Annotated in this window: 17 protein-coding genes; 9 read left to right on the top strand and 8 right to left on the bottom strand. The window is 62.2% G+C overall.

The window, feature by feature from the left end; genetic code table 11:
• The first annotated feature begins 7 nt into the window (after nt 1-7).
• A complete protein-coding gene (locus AB7951_RS24525; RefSeq protein ID WP_089262695.1) occupies nt 8-706 on the top strand; it encodes a DUF1345 domain-containing protein in 699 nt (232 codons plus the stop codon).
• Between the two features lie 167 nt (nt 707-873).
• Nucleotides 874-2,478, top strand: a complete 1,605-nt coding sequence (locus tag AB7951_RS24520; RefSeq protein ID WP_120288292.1) for a Na+/H+ antiporter — start codon at nt 874-876, stop codon at nt 2,476-2,478.
• A 6-nt stretch (nt 2,479-2,484) separates the two neighbouring features.
• On the opposite strand, the gene AB7951_RS24515 is transcribed toward AB7951_RS24520, so the two are convergent.
• A complete protein-coding gene (locus AB7951_RS24515) occupies nt 2,485-2,976 on the bottom strand; it encodes a hypothetical protein (protein WP_439083791.1) in 492 nt (163 codons plus the stop codon).
• An 86-nt stretch (nt 2,977-3,062) separates the two neighbouring features.
• Here AB7951_RS24515 and AB7951_RS24510 point away from each other — a divergent pair, with 86 nt between their 5' ends.
• Nucleotides 3,063-3,290 (top strand): hypothetical protein, encoded by a 228-nt coding sequence (locus tag AB7951_RS24510; protein WP_120288294.1) that lies wholly within the window; start codon nt 3,063-3,065, stop codon nt 3,288-3,290.
• Nucleotides 3,290-3,595 (top strand): type II toxin-antitoxin system RelE/ParE family toxin, encoded by a 306-nt coding sequence (locus tag AB7951_RS24505; protein WP_441256077.1) that lies wholly within the window; start codon nt 3,290-3,292, stop codon nt 3,593-3,595. Before AB7951_RS24510 ends, AB7951_RS24505 begins: the two co-directional genes overlap by 1 nt.
• 20 nt (nt 3,596-3,615) lie before the next feature.
• Here the strand turns inward: AB7951_RS24505 and ispG are convergent, their stop codons facing one another.
• The 4 genes from ispG to AB7951_RS24485 form a co-directional block, all read right to left on the bottom strand.
• The gene (gene ispG, locus AB7951_RS24500; protein WP_089262692.1) at nt 3,616-4,899 is read right to left on the bottom strand and encodes a flavodoxin-dependent (E)-4-hydroxy-3-methylbut-2-enyl-diphosphate synthase; all 1,284 of its coding nucleotides are present in this window, start codon (nt 4,897-4,899) and stop codon (nt 3,616-3,618) included.
• Between the two features lie 49 nt (nt 4,900-4,948).
• Nucleotides 4,949-5,863: a DMT family transporter gene (locus AB7951_RS24495; protein WP_120288296.1), complete on the bottom strand. Its 915-nt coding sequence runs from the start codon at nt 5,861-5,863 to the stop codon at nt 4,949-4,951.
• Nucleotides 5,864-5,905: 42 nt separating this feature from the next.
• Nucleotides 5,906-6,391: a Fur family transcriptional regulator gene (locus AB7951_RS24490; protein ID WP_092139844.1), complete on the bottom strand. Its 486-nt coding sequence runs from the start codon at nt 6,389-6,391 to the stop codon at nt 5,906-5,908.
• Nucleotides 6,392-6,546: 155 nt separating this feature from the next.
• A complete protein-coding gene (locus tag AB7951_RS24485; protein ID WP_158596748.1) occupies nt 6,547-7,302 on the bottom strand; it encodes a helix-turn-helix domain-containing protein in 756 nt (251 codons plus the stop codon).
• A 488-nt stretch (nt 7,303-7,790) separates the two neighbouring features.
• Here AB7951_RS24485 and AB7951_RS24480 point away from each other — a divergent pair, with 488 nt between their 5' ends.
• The 5 genes from AB7951_RS24480 to AB7951_RS24460 all read left to right on the top strand — a co-directional run bounded on the left by AB7951_RS24480 (nt 7,791) and on the right by AB7951_RS24460 (nt 12,019).
• The gene (locus AB7951_RS24480) at nt 7,791-8,330 is read left to right on the top strand and encodes an outer membrane protein (RefSeq protein WP_441256076.1); all 540 of its coding nucleotides are present in this window, start codon (nt 7,791-7,793) and stop codon (nt 8,328-8,330) included.
• An 18-nt stretch (nt 8,331-8,348) separates the two neighbouring features.
• Complete coding sequence (locus AB7951_RS24475) at nt 8,349-8,636, top strand: outer membrane beta-barrel protein (protein WP_441256130.1); 288 nt, start codon at nt 8,349-8,351, stop codon at nt 8,634-8,636.
• Between the two features lie 180 nt (nt 8,637-8,816).
• Nucleotides 8,817-9,296: a MarR family transcriptional regulator gene (locus tag AB7951_RS24470; protein WP_120288298.1), complete on the top strand. Its 480-nt coding sequence runs from the start codon at nt 8,817-8,819 to the stop codon at nt 9,294-9,296.
• Nucleotides 9,289-10,443, top strand: a complete 1,155-nt coding sequence (locus AB7951_RS24465) for an HlyD family secretion protein (RefSeq protein ID WP_120288299.1) — start codon at nt 9,289-9,291, stop codon at nt 10,441-10,443. The genes AB7951_RS24470 and AB7951_RS24465 overlap by 8 nt, the downstream gene beginning before the upstream one ends.
• Before the next feature lie 4 nt (nt 10,444-10,447).
• Nucleotides 10,448-12,019 carry a DHA2 family efflux MFS transporter permease subunit gene (locus AB7951_RS24460; RefSeq protein ID WP_089262678.1) on the top strand — a complete coding sequence of 524 codons (1,572 nt, stop codon included), beginning with the start codon at nt 10,448-10,450 and terminating at the stop codon, nt 12,017-12,019.
• 205 nt (nt 12,020-12,224) lie between these two features.
• Here AB7951_RS24460 and pcaG read toward each other — a convergent pair whose 3' ends face one another.
• Genes pcaG through pcaF form a run of 3 tightly spaced genes read right to left on the bottom strand, consistent with a single transcriptional unit; the run spans nt 12,225 to nt 14,776 of the window.
• On the bottom strand, nt 12,225-12,806 hold the full coding sequence (pcaG, locus tag AB7951_RS24455) for a protocatechuate 3,4-dioxygenase subunit alpha (protein WP_120288300.1): 582 nt from the start codon (nt 12,804-12,806) through the stop codon (nt 12,225-12,227).
• Nucleotides 12,806-13,507 (bottom strand): protocatechuate 3,4-dioxygenase subunit beta, encoded by a 702-nt coding sequence (pcaH, locus tag AB7951_RS24450; protein ID WP_120288301.1) that lies wholly within the window; start codon nt 13,505-13,507, stop codon nt 12,806-12,808. Before pcaH ends, pcaG begins: the two co-directional genes overlap by 1 nt.
• Nucleotides 13,508-13,567: 60 nt before the next feature.
• A complete protein-coding gene (gene pcaF, locus AB7951_RS24445) occupies nt 13,568-14,776 on the bottom strand; it encodes a 3-oxoadipyl-CoA thiolase (RefSeq protein WP_120288302.1) in 1,209 nt (402 codons plus the stop codon).
• Nucleotides 14,777-14,889 lie beyond the last annotated feature (113 nt).

The following is a 14,889-nucleotide window of genomic DNA, read 5'->3' as shown; positions in this document are numbered from 1 at the left end:
CCTGATCATGTCGGAGACGGGCAAGGATCTCGATGAGCTCCTTGTCCGTTTTCGCAAGATGCCGGCGCCGCTCCGTGTCGTCTATGGGCGACCGCGCACGTTTCTGGCGCTTCTGATCGGCATCGTCGCGTTCTTCGTGCTGCCATCCTCGCTGCGGCTGGTGACGCGTCTGCTGATCGGCTGGGACGTGTTCATCGCGTTCTATCTCATGCTGGTCTACGGCATGATGCTGTCAAGCGGCGGTCAGAAACACATCCGCCGCAACGCCGCCCTGCAGGACGATGGCAGTTTCATCATCCTGCTGGTGGCAGCCTTGGGCGCCTTCGCCAGCATCGCGGCCATCGTGTTCGAACTTGGTGAGGGTCATCGCACGGGCTGGGAGTTGACGCTGGCGATCGTCACCATCGCCTCGTCCTGGGCCGCCGTGCACACGACTTTCTCGCTGCACTATGCCCATCAATTCTATCGCGGAGCCAAACCCGGCGGGTTGGCATTTCCGTCTGGCGATGACGACACGAAGGAACAGCCCGATTATTGGGACTTCGTGTATTTCTCTTTCGTCATCGGCATGACCGCGCAGGTCTCCGACGTCGGCATCACCGTGAAATCCATCCGCCGCACCGCCACGGCCCACGGCATCGTCTCCTTCATCTTCAACACGGCGCTGGTGGCGCTGATGGTCAATATCGCGGCAAGCGCGATCTGAGCTTCGACCTCTCCGCCGTCATTGCGAGGAGCGAAGCGACGCGGCAATCCAGAAGGCCACAAGCGAAGTAAGACTGGATTGCTTCGTCGCAAGGGCTCCTCGCAATGACGATCGCATTGACCTCACTTCCCATCCGGGCAAATTAGGCGTGTAGAGGATGCCGCCGCGTGGAAGCCAAGTTTCAGATTTTCCTGGTCCTGATCGCCGCCCTCGCATGCACCGCGTGGCTGGCCAAGCGCATCAGCATCGCCCCCGCGATCCTGCTGCTGCTGGCCGGCATTGCGCTGGCCTTCGTGCCGGGCATGCCATCGATCGAATTGCCGCCGGATGTGGTGCTGCTCGGCGTGCTGCCGCCGCTGATCTATTCGGCCTCCGTCGCCATGAGCTGGCGCGAATTCCGCGCCAATCTGCGGATCATCACGCTCCTGGCCGTCGGCTGCGTGATCTTCACGGCGTGCCTCGTCGCCACCGCGACGCATTTTCTGATCGGGCTGCCGTGGTCGGTCGGCTTCCTGCTCGGCGCCATCGTCGCGCCGCCCGACGTGGTGGCGCCGCTGGCGATTGCGCGAAAAATCGGCCTGCCGCGCCGCATTCTGGTGGTGCTGGAAGGCGAGGGTCTCGCCAATGATGCGACGACGCTGATCCTGTATCGCTTTGCGGTGGTGGCGATCACCACGGGGGCGTTCTCGCTGCCGAAGGCGGCCGGCACCTTCGTCGCCATTCTCGCCTGCGAACTCGTCTTCGGCCTCGCCATCGGCTGGATCAGCCTGCGCATGCGTCACCGCGCGCGCGATCCACAGGTCGAAATCACACTGTCGTTGCTGACGCCCTATGTCGCCTATCTCATTCCCGAACATTTCGGTGGCTCCGGCATCATCGCCACTGTGGCCTGCGGTCTCTACATTTCCTGGAACGGCCCGCTGCTAATCTCGGCGGCGACGCGCCTGCAGGGCATCTTCTTCTGGGATTTGGTGATCTATCTGGTCGAGGGTCTACTGTTCCTTTTGACCGGCTTCCAGATGCGGGCGCTGATCGAGAAATCGAAGGCGTTTCCGTTTGCCGAGATCATGTGGGCCACGGTGCTCGTCACCGTCGTGATCATCGTGGCGCGTTTCGTCTGGGTCTATGCGGCGATTTATGTACCGCGTTGGCTGAGCGCTGACCTGCGCAAGCGCGATCCGGCGCCGAACTGGCAATGGACCTTCGTCGTCGCCTTCACCGGCGTGCGCGGTGCCGTATCGCTCGCCGCAGCGCTGGCGCTGCCATTCACGCTGGTCTCGAACGAAGGCTTTCCGTCGCGCGACCTGATCCTGTTCGTCTCCTTCAACATCATTCTCATCACGCTGGTTGGCTTCGGCCTGTGCCTGCCCATCGTGGTGAAGTGGCTCGGCGTGACCAAAATCGGCCGCGAGGAGTATATCGCCGAGCATGAGGCCGAACTCGCCACGCGCCGGGAGGCGCTGGCCACAGCCCTGGCGCGGCTCGATGCCATGACCGACGATCGCGAACTATCCGACGAGGTCGTGAAGCTGCTGCGCGCGCGCCATGAAAGCCGCTCGAACCAGTTGCCGGGCGAATTCGATCCCGACGTCGACGTCTCGGCGGTTGGCATCGATCTGGTGCGCGAACTCATCAAGGCCGAGCGCAAATTCATCCACGCGCAACTGCGCGACGGCAAGATCACCGACGAGAGCCGCCGCCGCATCGAGCGCGATCTGGATCTGGAAGAAGCGGGGCTGAGCAACCGCGAGTTCCGGCGGATTCCGCTGTAGCGTTGCTCAGCGGATGCGCTCGGTGAAGACCGGCTCGAAGAAGCGCCACTCGTCGTAATAGGCATCAGGAAGCCTGTAGGGCTGGCAGTTCTCGAGCGCACGCATGCAACTCATCTGATACGCCTTGCTATAGGGCGTGGTCGAGGTGATCGATATCGGGCGCGCCTCATCGATCATGCCATCGCGATTCAGCTTGATCACAAAGATTGCCTCGATCGGCTCCTTGCCGCCACCACCGGGCTTTTTCCAGCATCGCTCCACTTGGGCTTTGAAGAGTGGTCCCCAGTGAGCTGCAGCGTTGCCGGTCCGCTTCGGCACCTGAGGGGGCGCGGCCGGCGGCGTCTGCTGTGATGGCGCGATGTCAGGCCGCGTGAAGCGGCCGGGCAGGCCAAACATCTGAGCGTTGGAAGAGGCTGAGGAGACAAGAAAGAAAAAGGCGCCGGCGACCGTAGCGTTCGGCCCGGGTGCCAATCCGAATAAGCGATTGCCGAGACGCAAGACTGCCTCTTCGCGTGCTGTATCCTAAAATAAAACTATAGATTGAAATTATCGCCATGGCAGCAAAAATGTGCTAAACATAATCGATGACCCGTCAGGATATCGAACTCATCCTTGAACAAGTCGCCACCTGGCCGGAAGAGGCGCAGGAAGAGTTTTTGACGTCGTTCAATGAGATCGAGGCAAAGCACGTCGGTGTCTACCAATTGAATGACGAAGAGCGGGCCGCCGTGCTCCGCGGTCTTGCTGAAATGCGAGCTGGCCAGTTGGCTAGCGAAGAAGAAGTTGCGGCTCTCTTCAATCGCTTTCGCTGATGAAAGTCAGGTGGTCTAAGACCGCCCTGATCGAATTCGAAGAGATTTTCCTTTATATATCCGAGCGCAATGAGGCGGCTGCACGTGCCGTTGTGGCTCGTATCGAGCGGGTTTGCACACAACTCGAACAATTCCCGTTCACAGGTGTGGCTACGAGCGAAGACGAGGCCCGTATGCTGCCGATCGTGCGCTATCCGTTTTCGATCTTCTATGCAGTTGACGAAGGCTTGGATGAAGTCGTGATCCTTCATGTCCGTCATACGGCACGAAGAAAGCCGGCGACGGATGATCCGGTCGCCGGCTGATTTTGGAGCAGCTGCTTGAATTACTCGGCCGCGGTCACGACTTCCGGTGCCTTGGCGTTGGCGCCGTAGCGCTGATCGATATAGTCGATCACCAGCGCCTTGAAGTCGGCCGCAATGCTTGGGCCGCGCAGGGTGCGGAATTTCTCGCCGTCGACGAACACTGGCGCGGCGGGGCTTTCGCCGGTGCCGGGCAGTGAGATGCCGATATTGGCGTGCTTGGATTCGCCGGGGCCGTTGACGATGCAGCCCATGACCGCAACGTTGAGGTTTTCGACGCCCGGATACTGCGTCTTCCAGCCTGGCATCGAGTCGCGGATGAAATCCTGGATCGAGCGCGCCAGTTCCTGGAACGTGGTCGAGGTGGTGCGTCCGCAACCGGGGCAGGCTGCAACCAGCGGCACGAAGGTGCGGAAGCCCATGGTCTGCAGCAGCTCCTGCGCGACCTGAACTTCCACCGTGCGATCGCCGCCGGGCTCGGGGGTGAGCGAAATGCGGATGGTGTCGCCGATGCCCTGCTGCAGCAGAATGCCCAGCGCGGCCGAGGAGGCGACGATGCCCTTCGAGCCCATGCCAGCTTCGGTCAGGCCAAGATGGATCGCATAGTCGGAGCGCGAGGCTAGCGTCTGATACACGGCGATGAGGTCCTGCACCGCCGAGACCTTGGCGGAGAGGATCATCTTGTTCTTCGGCATACCGAGTTCTTCGGCGCGGGCCGCCGACAGTAATGCCGACTGCACCATCGCTTCACGCGTCACCGCGCGGACGTCCTTTGGATTCGCGGACAGCGCGTTCTCGTCCATCAGCTTGGTGAGCAGTTCCTGATCGAGCGAACCCCAGTTCGCGCCGATGCGGACGGCCTTGTTGTTCTTGTTGGCGATCTCGATGATGTCGGCGAACTGGCTGTCACGCTTGCTCTTGAAGCCGACATTGCCGGGATTGATGCGGTATTTGTCGAGTGCTGCTGCGCAGGCCGGGTATTCGGCGAGCAGCTTGTGGCCGATGTAGTGGAAGTCGCCCACCAGCGGCGTGGTGATGCCCTGCTTGTCGAGCGCCTCGCGGATATGCGGAACGGCGGCGGCAGCCTCGTCGCGGTCGACGGTGATGCGGACCATTTCCGAGCCCGCGCGCGACAGCGCTGCGACCTGGTCGATGGTGCCCTGGATGTCGGCCGTGTCGGTGTTGGTCATCGACTGCACGACGATCGGGGCGCCGCCGCCGACAGCGACGTTGCCAACCATGACCTGTGTGGTGAGGTGCCGGGGCGCCGGACCGGCGATATCAGACGGAATTTCAATCTTGTTCATGGGGTCTCGAATATCAGATTTAGATGACATCCAGCAATGCGTTAGTGGCCTAGGCCCTGACCGGTCGGTTAACGAGGACCAGCCCGGCGACGACCAATAACGCAGCGAGGCCGAAGGCGGGGGTCAGGTGGTCGCCCATGATGAGATAGCCTGCCGCGACGCCAAACAAAGGGGTGATGAAGGTAAAAGCCGACAATTTGCTGGCGGAATAGGTCTTGATCAGCCCGAACCAGAGCAAAAACGTGAAGCCGACCACCCAGAAGGCCTGAAACGAGAGCAGGGACAGCGCCAGCGGACCGGGAACCCGGGTCACGGTCTCGCCCGCCAGCAGCGCCGCCAGGCCCAGAATCGGGACAGACAGCCCGACCTGGTATCCCAATGCCTTTTCAGGCGCGACGTAGAGCAACGGGGTCGTTTTAACCACCAGCGTGGTCGCGGCCCATAGCCCCGCACCGGCGACGATCATCAGATCCCCGATCAGCACATCGGCGGTGACGTCCGGCTGCGGGATGCCGATCGCGACGGCGACACCGGCAAAACTCACCGCGAGTCCGGCCCATTGCACCGGGCGCAGGCGTTCGCCCAGGAATTGATAGGAGCCGAAGGCCACGAAGAACGGCATCGTGTAGAGGAAAACCGCGGCCCGTGAGGCCGTCGTGAACTGCAGGCCGTGAAAGATCAGCACGAATTCGATGCCGAACAGCACGCCGGCAAACAGGCCCGCTTTCAGCGTGCCGTCGCGTTCGAACAGCTTGACGCCGCGCATGCGCGCAATGGCCAGGATGACCAGCAGTGCGCCGGCCGAGCGCAGCATCGCCTGCGTGTAAGGCGGGATATCGTGCAGCACCAGCTTGATGGCGATCTGGTTGAAGCCCCAGGTCAGGCACAGCATCAGCACGAGGGCGATGGCGCCGGCGGTGAGTGCGCGTCCGCCGGGTGGGCTGATGATGGTTTCTGCAGACATGAAGCCTCGGGCCCGGCTTGTCGCCGTGTTGTTATGGGATCGTCACGCCTGACAGTGCGCGCAGGTTCCGGTGATTTCGACAACAGACAGTTTTGGGACGAAGCCAGTCGTCCGTGCGGCATCATTCAGGCTCTGCGCGACTTTCGTGGCCGGCACTTCGCCGACCGACCCGCACTGGTCACAGATCAGAAACGCGACCATCGAGGCCGTGCCGTGGTCGTGCGCGCAGGCCAGGAAGGCGTTGCGGCTCTCGATGCGGTGAACGAGGCCGTTCTCCATCAGGAAATCAAGTGCGCGATACACGGTGATGGGTGCCGGACGCGAAGTGGTCTTGGCCAACTCATCGATGATCTCGTAGGCCCCAAGCGGCCGATGGCTCGCGAGCAGCGCTTCAAGCACCTGCCGGCGGATCGGGGTCAGCTTTTGCGATCGGGCCGCACAGACATGCTCGGCATGATGCATGGCGTCCGCCGTACAGCGGTCGTGATCGTGGCCAGGAGCCGGGAAAGTTGGTTTCGGAACTGCCATATGGAGGTAGCTTAACCCGTTGGGTGTGATTGTGCCCGTCTTTTTGGCGTTGGGCCCCAGTCTTACACCAAATCCAGCGGTAAACGACGAACGTTCCCTGCAGATGGGGCGCCGACCGGTCGATTGCAAAGGTTGAAGGAGTATACCGTACCGGATCAAGTCGCGCTTCTGCGCAGATCCGATGGCGAGGTGGCATATCGGCGCCGGAATGTCCGGTTGAAATACGACAAATCGTTGAAGCCGGCCTCGTCCGCGATCTTCCCGATCCGCTCATCGGCCCGCAATGGGTCGAGTAGCAATGCATGAGCAAGGGCCAGACGCCGTTCGAGCAAATATTCCGACAGGCTGAGGCCGTGTTCGCGAAACAGCTTGCGGACATAATCAGGCGAGATTTTCTGAGCCGCCGCCAGCGTTTCGGCCGAGAGGTCGTGATTTCCGAGGCCTGCTTCGATGGCTGCCTTGATCGCCTGCAAGCGCAGCATGCGGGTGCTGGAAGGTGGAAATGTCTCGGAGCGGTTCTCGCAACCGATTGTCAGAAGTGCGATCAGGCTACACAGATCGGCCACGACATGGTGTTGAAGATGGGTGGGGGCGGACCCGTCGAGGTCGATTGCTTCCTGACAATGCGCCATCATTAGCCGCAACGTCCGAGCCTCCAGGAGGACAGGTCGCATGAGCCAGGCGCCGAGATTCGGCACCTTGATCGACAGTGCAGCACGGTCGATCTGAACGATCAGATGCTGCGTCTCACAAGATGACGTATGCCAACCGGCGTCCCTGGTTGTCATCAAGACCGCATGGTCCTGCTCGATGATTTCTTCGCGGCCATGCTGCGATGCGCGAGCGCGACCTTTCAGAACGACTGCAAAGACGACATCGTCGAGCGATGACGCAGTCGCAGCATCCGGCATGCGATCGTTCGCCGGAAATCCTGTGCCGATAAAAACAATCGCGCCGGGCAACCTGTGCAATGCAGTATCGGTCGAAAGCGGGGTGTCCGTCGGAAGAGGGGATTCGACGTTGAATGTCAGGCGCCCGAATTGGAGCTGCGGTGTCGGCAGATTTTCGGAAGCAGCCGCGATTGATGAATCGGGCGTTTCGGGACCGGGCCCTGAAGTCACGAGGATCAGTCCTGCAAGCATTGAACTACATCTTGGTCGCGCCAGCGCCGGATCACGTTCATAATGATCGCAGCTAGCGCGCTTTTGGGTATTTCTGTCTTTGATAGTTCGTGATGCGCCATGTGGCCTGAACGCAACAAGCAGAACGAATTGCGGTGCCAGTCTCGCCCAGTCCTGCCGCGTCGCGTCCGTTCCAAGTCGCTGATGTCTCATTCAACTACACATCATCGAAGCAGGGCCTTCGGCCTGCCTTTGTTGATCTGTTGTTGAGGAGACTGATGGTGAAACGCACCGTATTGGCCGCTGCGGGCCTCGCCATCGTGGCGTTTTCGTCGACCGCCGGCGCTGCGGATCTGTCGCCCCGCATGTACGCCAAGGCGCCGGTTCTGGTGGACCCCGGCATCAACTGGACCGGATTTTATGTCGGCCTCAACGGCGGCTACAGCTGGGGCAAGGGCGACGCCACTTTCCTGCCGGGCACCGCCTTTGCGTCGCCGGTCAAGCAGGATGTCAATGGCGGCCTCGGCGGCGGCCAGATCGGCTACAATTGGCAGCTCGATCGCACATGGGTCGTCGGTCTCGAAGCCGATATCCAGGGGACCGGTGAACGTGGCAGTGCGAACTCTCCGGTGAGTTCGCTGCGGACCACCTTGCCTGGCGGTGACTTCAATCTGCTCGCACTGACCTCGGCAAACAGCTCATGGAGCTTCCCGTGGTTTGCGACCTTCCGCGGCCGCGTCGGCCTGCTGGCAACGCCGGATCTGCTGCTCTACGGCACCGGCGGTCTGGTTGTCGGTGAGGTCAAGTATTCGACATAGACGACAGTAACGGGCCAGATCTTCGGACCGGGCTCTGCTGGCACGACACCGGCCAGCGCCGCCGTGACGATTCCCGGCACGCTGCTGTCGGAATCGCAGACCCGTGTCGGCTGGACCCTGGGCGCCGGTCTGGAAAAGAAGTTCGGCACCAACTGGTCGGCCAAGCTCGAATATCTGTATCTCGATTTGGGCTCGGCGACCTATTTCGGAGGGACGGCCAACCAGACCTCGGTCGGCTTCCATGACCATGTCTTCCGCGCCGGCATCAATTACGCCTTCAGCCCCGCGGTCGTCGCCAAATACTGACCCTTTCGATCCTCCTGACGACCTCAAGCCCCGCCTCGTGCCGGGCTTTTTGTTGTGCCGCCCATTTTGGGGAGGCCCGGGAGACCTGGCCATGCGCTAATCGCGGGGCTGCGTCGTATCGTCCACCGATGCGTTATTCATAAGCTTGCTTATAATAAGCTAAGTTTACGGAGCGCCTCCATGTCCTGCCAGCCTGACGCCGGCACCGATTTCCTGTCCGCTTTGTTCGAGACCCAGCGGATGTTGCGACAGCTGGCCGACAAGGAAGCGCGCCAGTTCGGCATGACCCGCGCTCAATGGGCGGTGCTCGCCAAGGTCGAGCGCAATGAGGGGCAAAAACAGACCGACCTCGCCGACGCCATGGAAATGGCGCCGATCAGCCTGACGCGGCTGATCGACAAGCTCTGCGACAGCGGCCTGATCGAACGCCGCAATGACGACACCGACCGCCGCATCAAGCGCCTCTATCTCACCGAGGCCGCGCGCCCGCTGACGGCAAAGCTGGCGGTGCTGCGCGGCAACCTGATGCAGGTCGCGTTCGACGGCGTGAGCGAGGCCGACATGCACCAGCTGGTCGCGCATCTGGAAACCATCAAAGACAATATCCGCGCTGCGCTGAACCCCGCAGCCACAAAGACCAAGGAACAAGTCTATGGCTGAGCCCGTGCTGAAATTTCCCGACAAGGATGCGCCCGAGGGCGGATCCGATGGCGCCGCGACGACGCAGCGTCAGGGTCTGACAGGATTTTTGAAGCGCTATCGGCGAACGTTGCTGCTGGTCGTACTGCCGGCCATCGTTCTTGTTGGCGGCGTCGCCTTCTATCTGTCGGGCGGTCGCTATGTCGGCACTGACGATGCCTATGTCGGTGCGCAGAAGGTGCTGATCACGCCGGATATCTCCGGCAAGGTCGACAAGGTCGTGGTGCGCGAAGGCCAGCACGTGAGGGAAGGCGACGTGTTGTTCGAGATCGATCCGGTGCCGTTCCGGCTGGCGCTTGACGATGCCAGGGCCAAGCTGGCGCAGGCAAAGACCACCTATGACAACCTCGTCAGCAACGTGAAGATCTACGGCCAGATGCAGGATCTGGCGCAGCAGGGCGTCGACTTCAAACAACGCGACGTCGAACGCAAGTCGACTCTGGTCAAGAGCAACTTCGGCTCGCAACTCGATCTCGACAATGCGGCGACTGCGGCGGTGACCGCGAAGGCGCAGCTCGAACTCCTGAGGCAGCAGCTCGCGACCTCGATGAACCAGTTGCTCGGCAATCCCGACCTGCCGTTGGCTCAGTTCCCGCCTTACGCGCAGGCGCAGTCGGCGCTCGATCAGGCGCAGCGCAATCTCGACCACACCGTGCTGAAGGCGCCGATCTCCGGTGTCGCGACGCAGGTCGATAACATCCAGCTCGGCCGCTTCGCGATGGCCGGCACGCCGATCCTCACGGTGATCGACGACAACAGGCCGTGGGTCGATGCCAATCTGAAGGAATCCGATTTCACTTACATCGCCGTCGGCCAGACCGTGGAGATCGATGTCGATGCGTTCCCGAACCATGCCTTCAAGGGCACTGTCGGTTCGCTGAGCCCTGGCACCGGCGCGCAATTCGCGATCCTGCCGCCGCAAAACGCCACCGGCAACTTCGTCAAGGTGGTGCAGCGCGTGCCGGTGCGGATCTATCTCGATTATGCAGATCCCTTTGTGAAGCGACTGAAGGCCGGCATGAGCACTTACACGACAATCGATACCAAGCATCATCGCTCGCTGGCGGGCCTGCTCGGCCTGTCATCGGCCAAGGCTGCTCAGGACTGATCCCATGAGCACGTCGGCGCCATCTCCCAGTGCGGTCCCGGGCTTTCGCAGGAACATGGTGACGATCTGCGCCATGACCGCGACCATCATGCAGGCGCTCGACACCACGATTGCGAACGTTGCGTTGCCCTATATGCAGGGCACGCTGTCGGCGTCGCAGGATCAGGTTAACTGGGTGCTGACCTCCTATATCGTCGCCGCGGCGATCATGACCGCGCCGGTCGGCTGGATCGCCAACCGGTTCGGCCGCAAGAAGATCTTCATCGTCTGTTCGGCGGGTTTCACGGTCGCCTCGGTGCTGTGTGGCCTTGCGCAAGACATCAACCAGATGGTCGGCTTTCGCCTGTTGCAGGGCGTGTTCGGCGCGGCACTGGTGCCACTGTCGCAGGCGGTGATGCTCGACAGCTACGCGCTGCATGAGCGCGCCAAGGCGATGTCGATCTGGGGCATGGGCGTGATGCTCGGCCCGATCATGGGCCCTTCATTGGGCGCGTGGCTGACTGAAACTTATTCCTGGCACTGGGTATTCTTCGTAAATCTGCCCTTCGGCATCGTCACGGTGTTTGGCCTGCTGGCCTTCATGGACGAGACCAAGACCAATGCAGAACTGAAATTCGACTGGTTCGGTTTCGGCGCGCTGGCCATCGGCATCGGTGCGATGCAGCTCGCGCTTGACCGCGGCGAGCAGCTCGGGTGGCTCGAATCCAACGAAATCGTCATCGAGGCGATCGTCTCGATCATCGGCTTCTATTATTTCTTCGCGCATTCCTTCACGACCTCGAAGCCGTTCATCCAGTTCGCGATCTTCAAGGACAAGAATTTTGTCGGTGGCTGCGTTTTCATGGCCGTCATGGGGCTGGTGCTGTATTCGACCATGGCACTGTCGTCGCCCTATCTGCAGAACGTCATCGGCTATCCGATCCTCACGGCAGGTCTGTTACTGGCGACGCGTGGCTCCGGCACCTTCGTGGCGATGATGCTGGTCGGGCGCATCATGAAATATGTCGAGGCGCGTACACTGATCATGGTGGGAATGGCGCTGATGTCGGTGTCGCTGTTCTTTACGTCGATGTGGACCGACCAGACCGGCGTGCCGGAGATCGTGATCGTCTCGATCGCGCAGGGATTTGGCCTTGGTCTCGTCTTCGTGCCGCTGTCCACGGTGGCGTTCCTGACGCTGCCAAATCATCTGCGCACCGACGGCACCTCGATGCTCACGCTGCTGCGCAATGTCGCGAGTTCGATCGGCATCTCCATCGTAATCGCGCAGCTCACCTCAAACACCCGTATGGCCCATGCGGTGCTGGTCGAGCACATCACGCCGTTCAGCAATGCGCTGCAGATGCCCAATGTGACCAGCGCGATCAACCTCGCCACCGACAGCGGCCGCGCCATGATGGACGCCATCGTCACGCTGCAGGCCACGATCATCGCCTTCGGGCTGGATTATCAGATGGTGATGCTGGTGACGCTCTGTGCGATTCCGATGGCGCTGATCATCGGCTCGTCCAAGGCGACCTTGCGCGCGCAAGCGGCGAAGCCGGGTGCGGACGAGCATCCGGCGGTGATGGAGTAATTGAAGCGGAGACGCTGATGGTTTCCCTCCCTCAAGTCCAGCGAAGCTGGACGCAGTGGGGAGGGTCGGCCGATAGGCCGGGGTGGGGTCTCTCCCCAAGCGAGGACGCCGTGTGTGGCTCCCCACCCGTCTCGACCGCTTCGCGGTCGATCCACCCTCCCCACCTGCGCGGCTCCGCCGCTTTGGGGGAGGGATAAGAGAGACATCACACGTCGAAGAACACCGTCTCGTTGGCGCCTTGCAGGTGGATATCAAACCGATACACGCCAGGCGCCGTCTTCTTCGCGATGATCGTCGCGCGGCGGTCGGCCGGGACGAGGTTCATCACCGCATCATCAGCCGTCGCGGCTTCGTCCTCGAAATAGATACGCGTCATCGACTGCATGGTCATGCCGCGGCCAAACACGGCCATCACGATATGCGGCGCCTGCGGCTTGCCATCGCTGCCGGGCACGCTGCCGGGTTTGACGGTGTCGAACGAATATTCGCCGGCATCGGTGGTGCCGGAGCGACCGAAACCCCTGAAGCTCGAATTCGGCAGCCCGCGGGTATCCTGCGGATCGGCGAAACGGCCCTGCGCATCGGCCTGCCAGATTTCCAGTACGGCGTCGGGCACCACGTTGCCGTCGCCGTCATAGATCACGCCTTCGATGCGGATCTTGTCGCCGGTGACGTCGGGTGTCAGCAGGTTGCTGGTGAAGGCGTCGTTCCAGGCATATTTGCCGTTCGGTGTCAGGCCATAGGCATAGAACGGACCGACGGTCTGCGACGGGGTAATTCCGGGCATCAGTGATTCTCCGTCGGGGTGGCGTTGCGGCCGCGCAGCACGATGTTGAAACGATAGGCCAGCGCCCAGCCGGGCTCGGTGACGTCGAGGTCGAAATCCGACACCATGCGCAGGCGCGCCTTTTCGTCTGTGACCGAGTTGAAGATCGGGTCGAACGGGAACAGCGGATCGTTCGGGAAATACATCTGCGTCACGAGGCGCGAGACGAAGGAATGGCCGAACACCGAGAAGTGGATGTGCGCAGGGCGCCAGGCATTATGGTGATTGCCCCACGGATAGGCGCCGGGCTTGATAGTGACGAACTTGTAGTTGCCCGCGGCGTCGGTGACGGTGCGGCCGGCGCCGGTGAAGTTCGGATCGAGCGGCGCGGGGTGTTGGTCCCAGACATGCACGTAGCGGCCGCAGGCATTGGCCTGCCAGAGTTCGACCAGCGTGTTCGGTACGCCGCGGCCGTCCTCGTCCATCACCGTGCCGTGCACGATGATGCGTTCGCCGAGCGGCTCGCCCGCATGCATGGTGGTGAGGTCATGATCGCCGGGTCGGACCGTCTCGTGGCCGTAGACCGGTCCTGTTGTTTCCGACAGTGTGTGCGGCATCAGGATGGGCTGCTTCTGCGGGGCACGCTTGATGGTGCTCTTGTAGCCGGGTGAGAGGCGCGGCGCGTGCGCCGCATTGCTCTCGACGGGATAGATTAGCGTCATGCTGGTTTCCCCTTTTTGGCCGCCGCGGATTCCGCGGCGGCAGTCTTGAAAACGTCGTTGTTAGTTCAGTTTCTCGATCGCCATGGCGACGCCCTGGCCGACGCCGACGCACATGGTGGCCAGCGCGAGCTTGCCGCCGCGCTTCTCCATGCCGTGCACAGCCGTCATCGCCAGGCGCGCGCCGCTCATGCCGAGCGGATGGCCGAGCGCGATCGCGCCGCCGTGTGGGTTCACGAAATCAGCATCTTCCTTGACGCCGAGCTGGCGCAGCACCGCGATGCCCTGCGACGCGAAGGCCTCGTTGAGCTCGATCAGGTCGAAGTCGCTGATCTTGAGGCCGAGACGCTCCATCAGCTTCTTGGTCGCCGGCACGGGGCCAACGCCCATGATGCGCGGCGCGACGCCGCCCGAGGCGAGGCCGAGGATGCGGGCGCGGGCCTTGAGGCCGTGCTTCTCCACAGCGGCGCCCGAGGCGAGGATCATGGCGCAGGCGCCGTCATTGACGCCCGAGGCGTTGCCGGCGGTGACCGTGCCGTCCTTGCGGACAATCGGGCGCAGCTTGGCGAGGCCTTCCAGCGTGGTTTCGGGGCGCGGATGCTCGTCCTTGTCGACGGCGATCGGGCCGGCCTTGCCGCCGGGCACCATCACCGGGATGATTTCTTCGGCGAAATAGCCCGAAGCGATCGCCTTGCCGGCGTTCTGCTGCGAGCGGATCGCAAAGGCATCCTGGTCGGCGCGCGAGATCTGGAAATCCTGCGCGACGTTTTCGCCGGTCTCAGGCATGGCGTCGACGCCGTATTTTTCCTTCATCAGCGGGTTGATGAAGCGCCAGCCGATGGTGGTGTCGAAGATTTCCGCCGAACGGGAGAAGGCTTCGGTGGCCTTGCCCTGCACGAATGGCGCACGGGTCATGGATTCGACGCCGCCGGCAATGGCGAAATCGATTTCACCGGCGCGGATGGCACGGGCGCCGGCGCCAACGGCATCGAGGCCGGAGGCGCAAAGACGGTTCAGTGTGGCGCCGGGAACGGAATCCGGCAGGCCGGCCAGCAGCGCGGCCATGCGGGCGACGTTGCGGTTGTCTTCACCGGCCTGGTTGGCGCAGCCGAAATAGACTTCCTCGACGGCAGCCCAATCCACGCCGGGATTGCGGTCCATCAGGGCTTTAATGGGGGCGGCGGCGAGGTCGTCGGCGCGAACTTTGGCAAGGGAGCCGCCGAAACGGCCGATGGGGGTGCGGACGGCGTCGCAAATGAAGACATCGCTCATCAATTCTCTCCCTGGAGACTGCATCCGCGCTCGATTGCCGGATTTTCGCGGTGGTTTTAAGAACCCCCGCTGACCCGGTCAAATGCCGCTGCTGGATGGCAGCGTTGTCCCTG

The organism is Tardiphaga sp. 285_C5_N1_2 (genome assembly GCF_052076065.1).
In the GTDB taxonomy this organism is placed as follows: Bacteria; Pseudomonadota; Alphaproteobacteria; order Rhizobiales; family Xanthobacteraceae; genus Tardiphaga; species Tardiphaga robiniae.
Note: the sequence above shows the minus strand (reverse complement) of the source record. Positions and strands in the feature narration are given on the sequence as shown.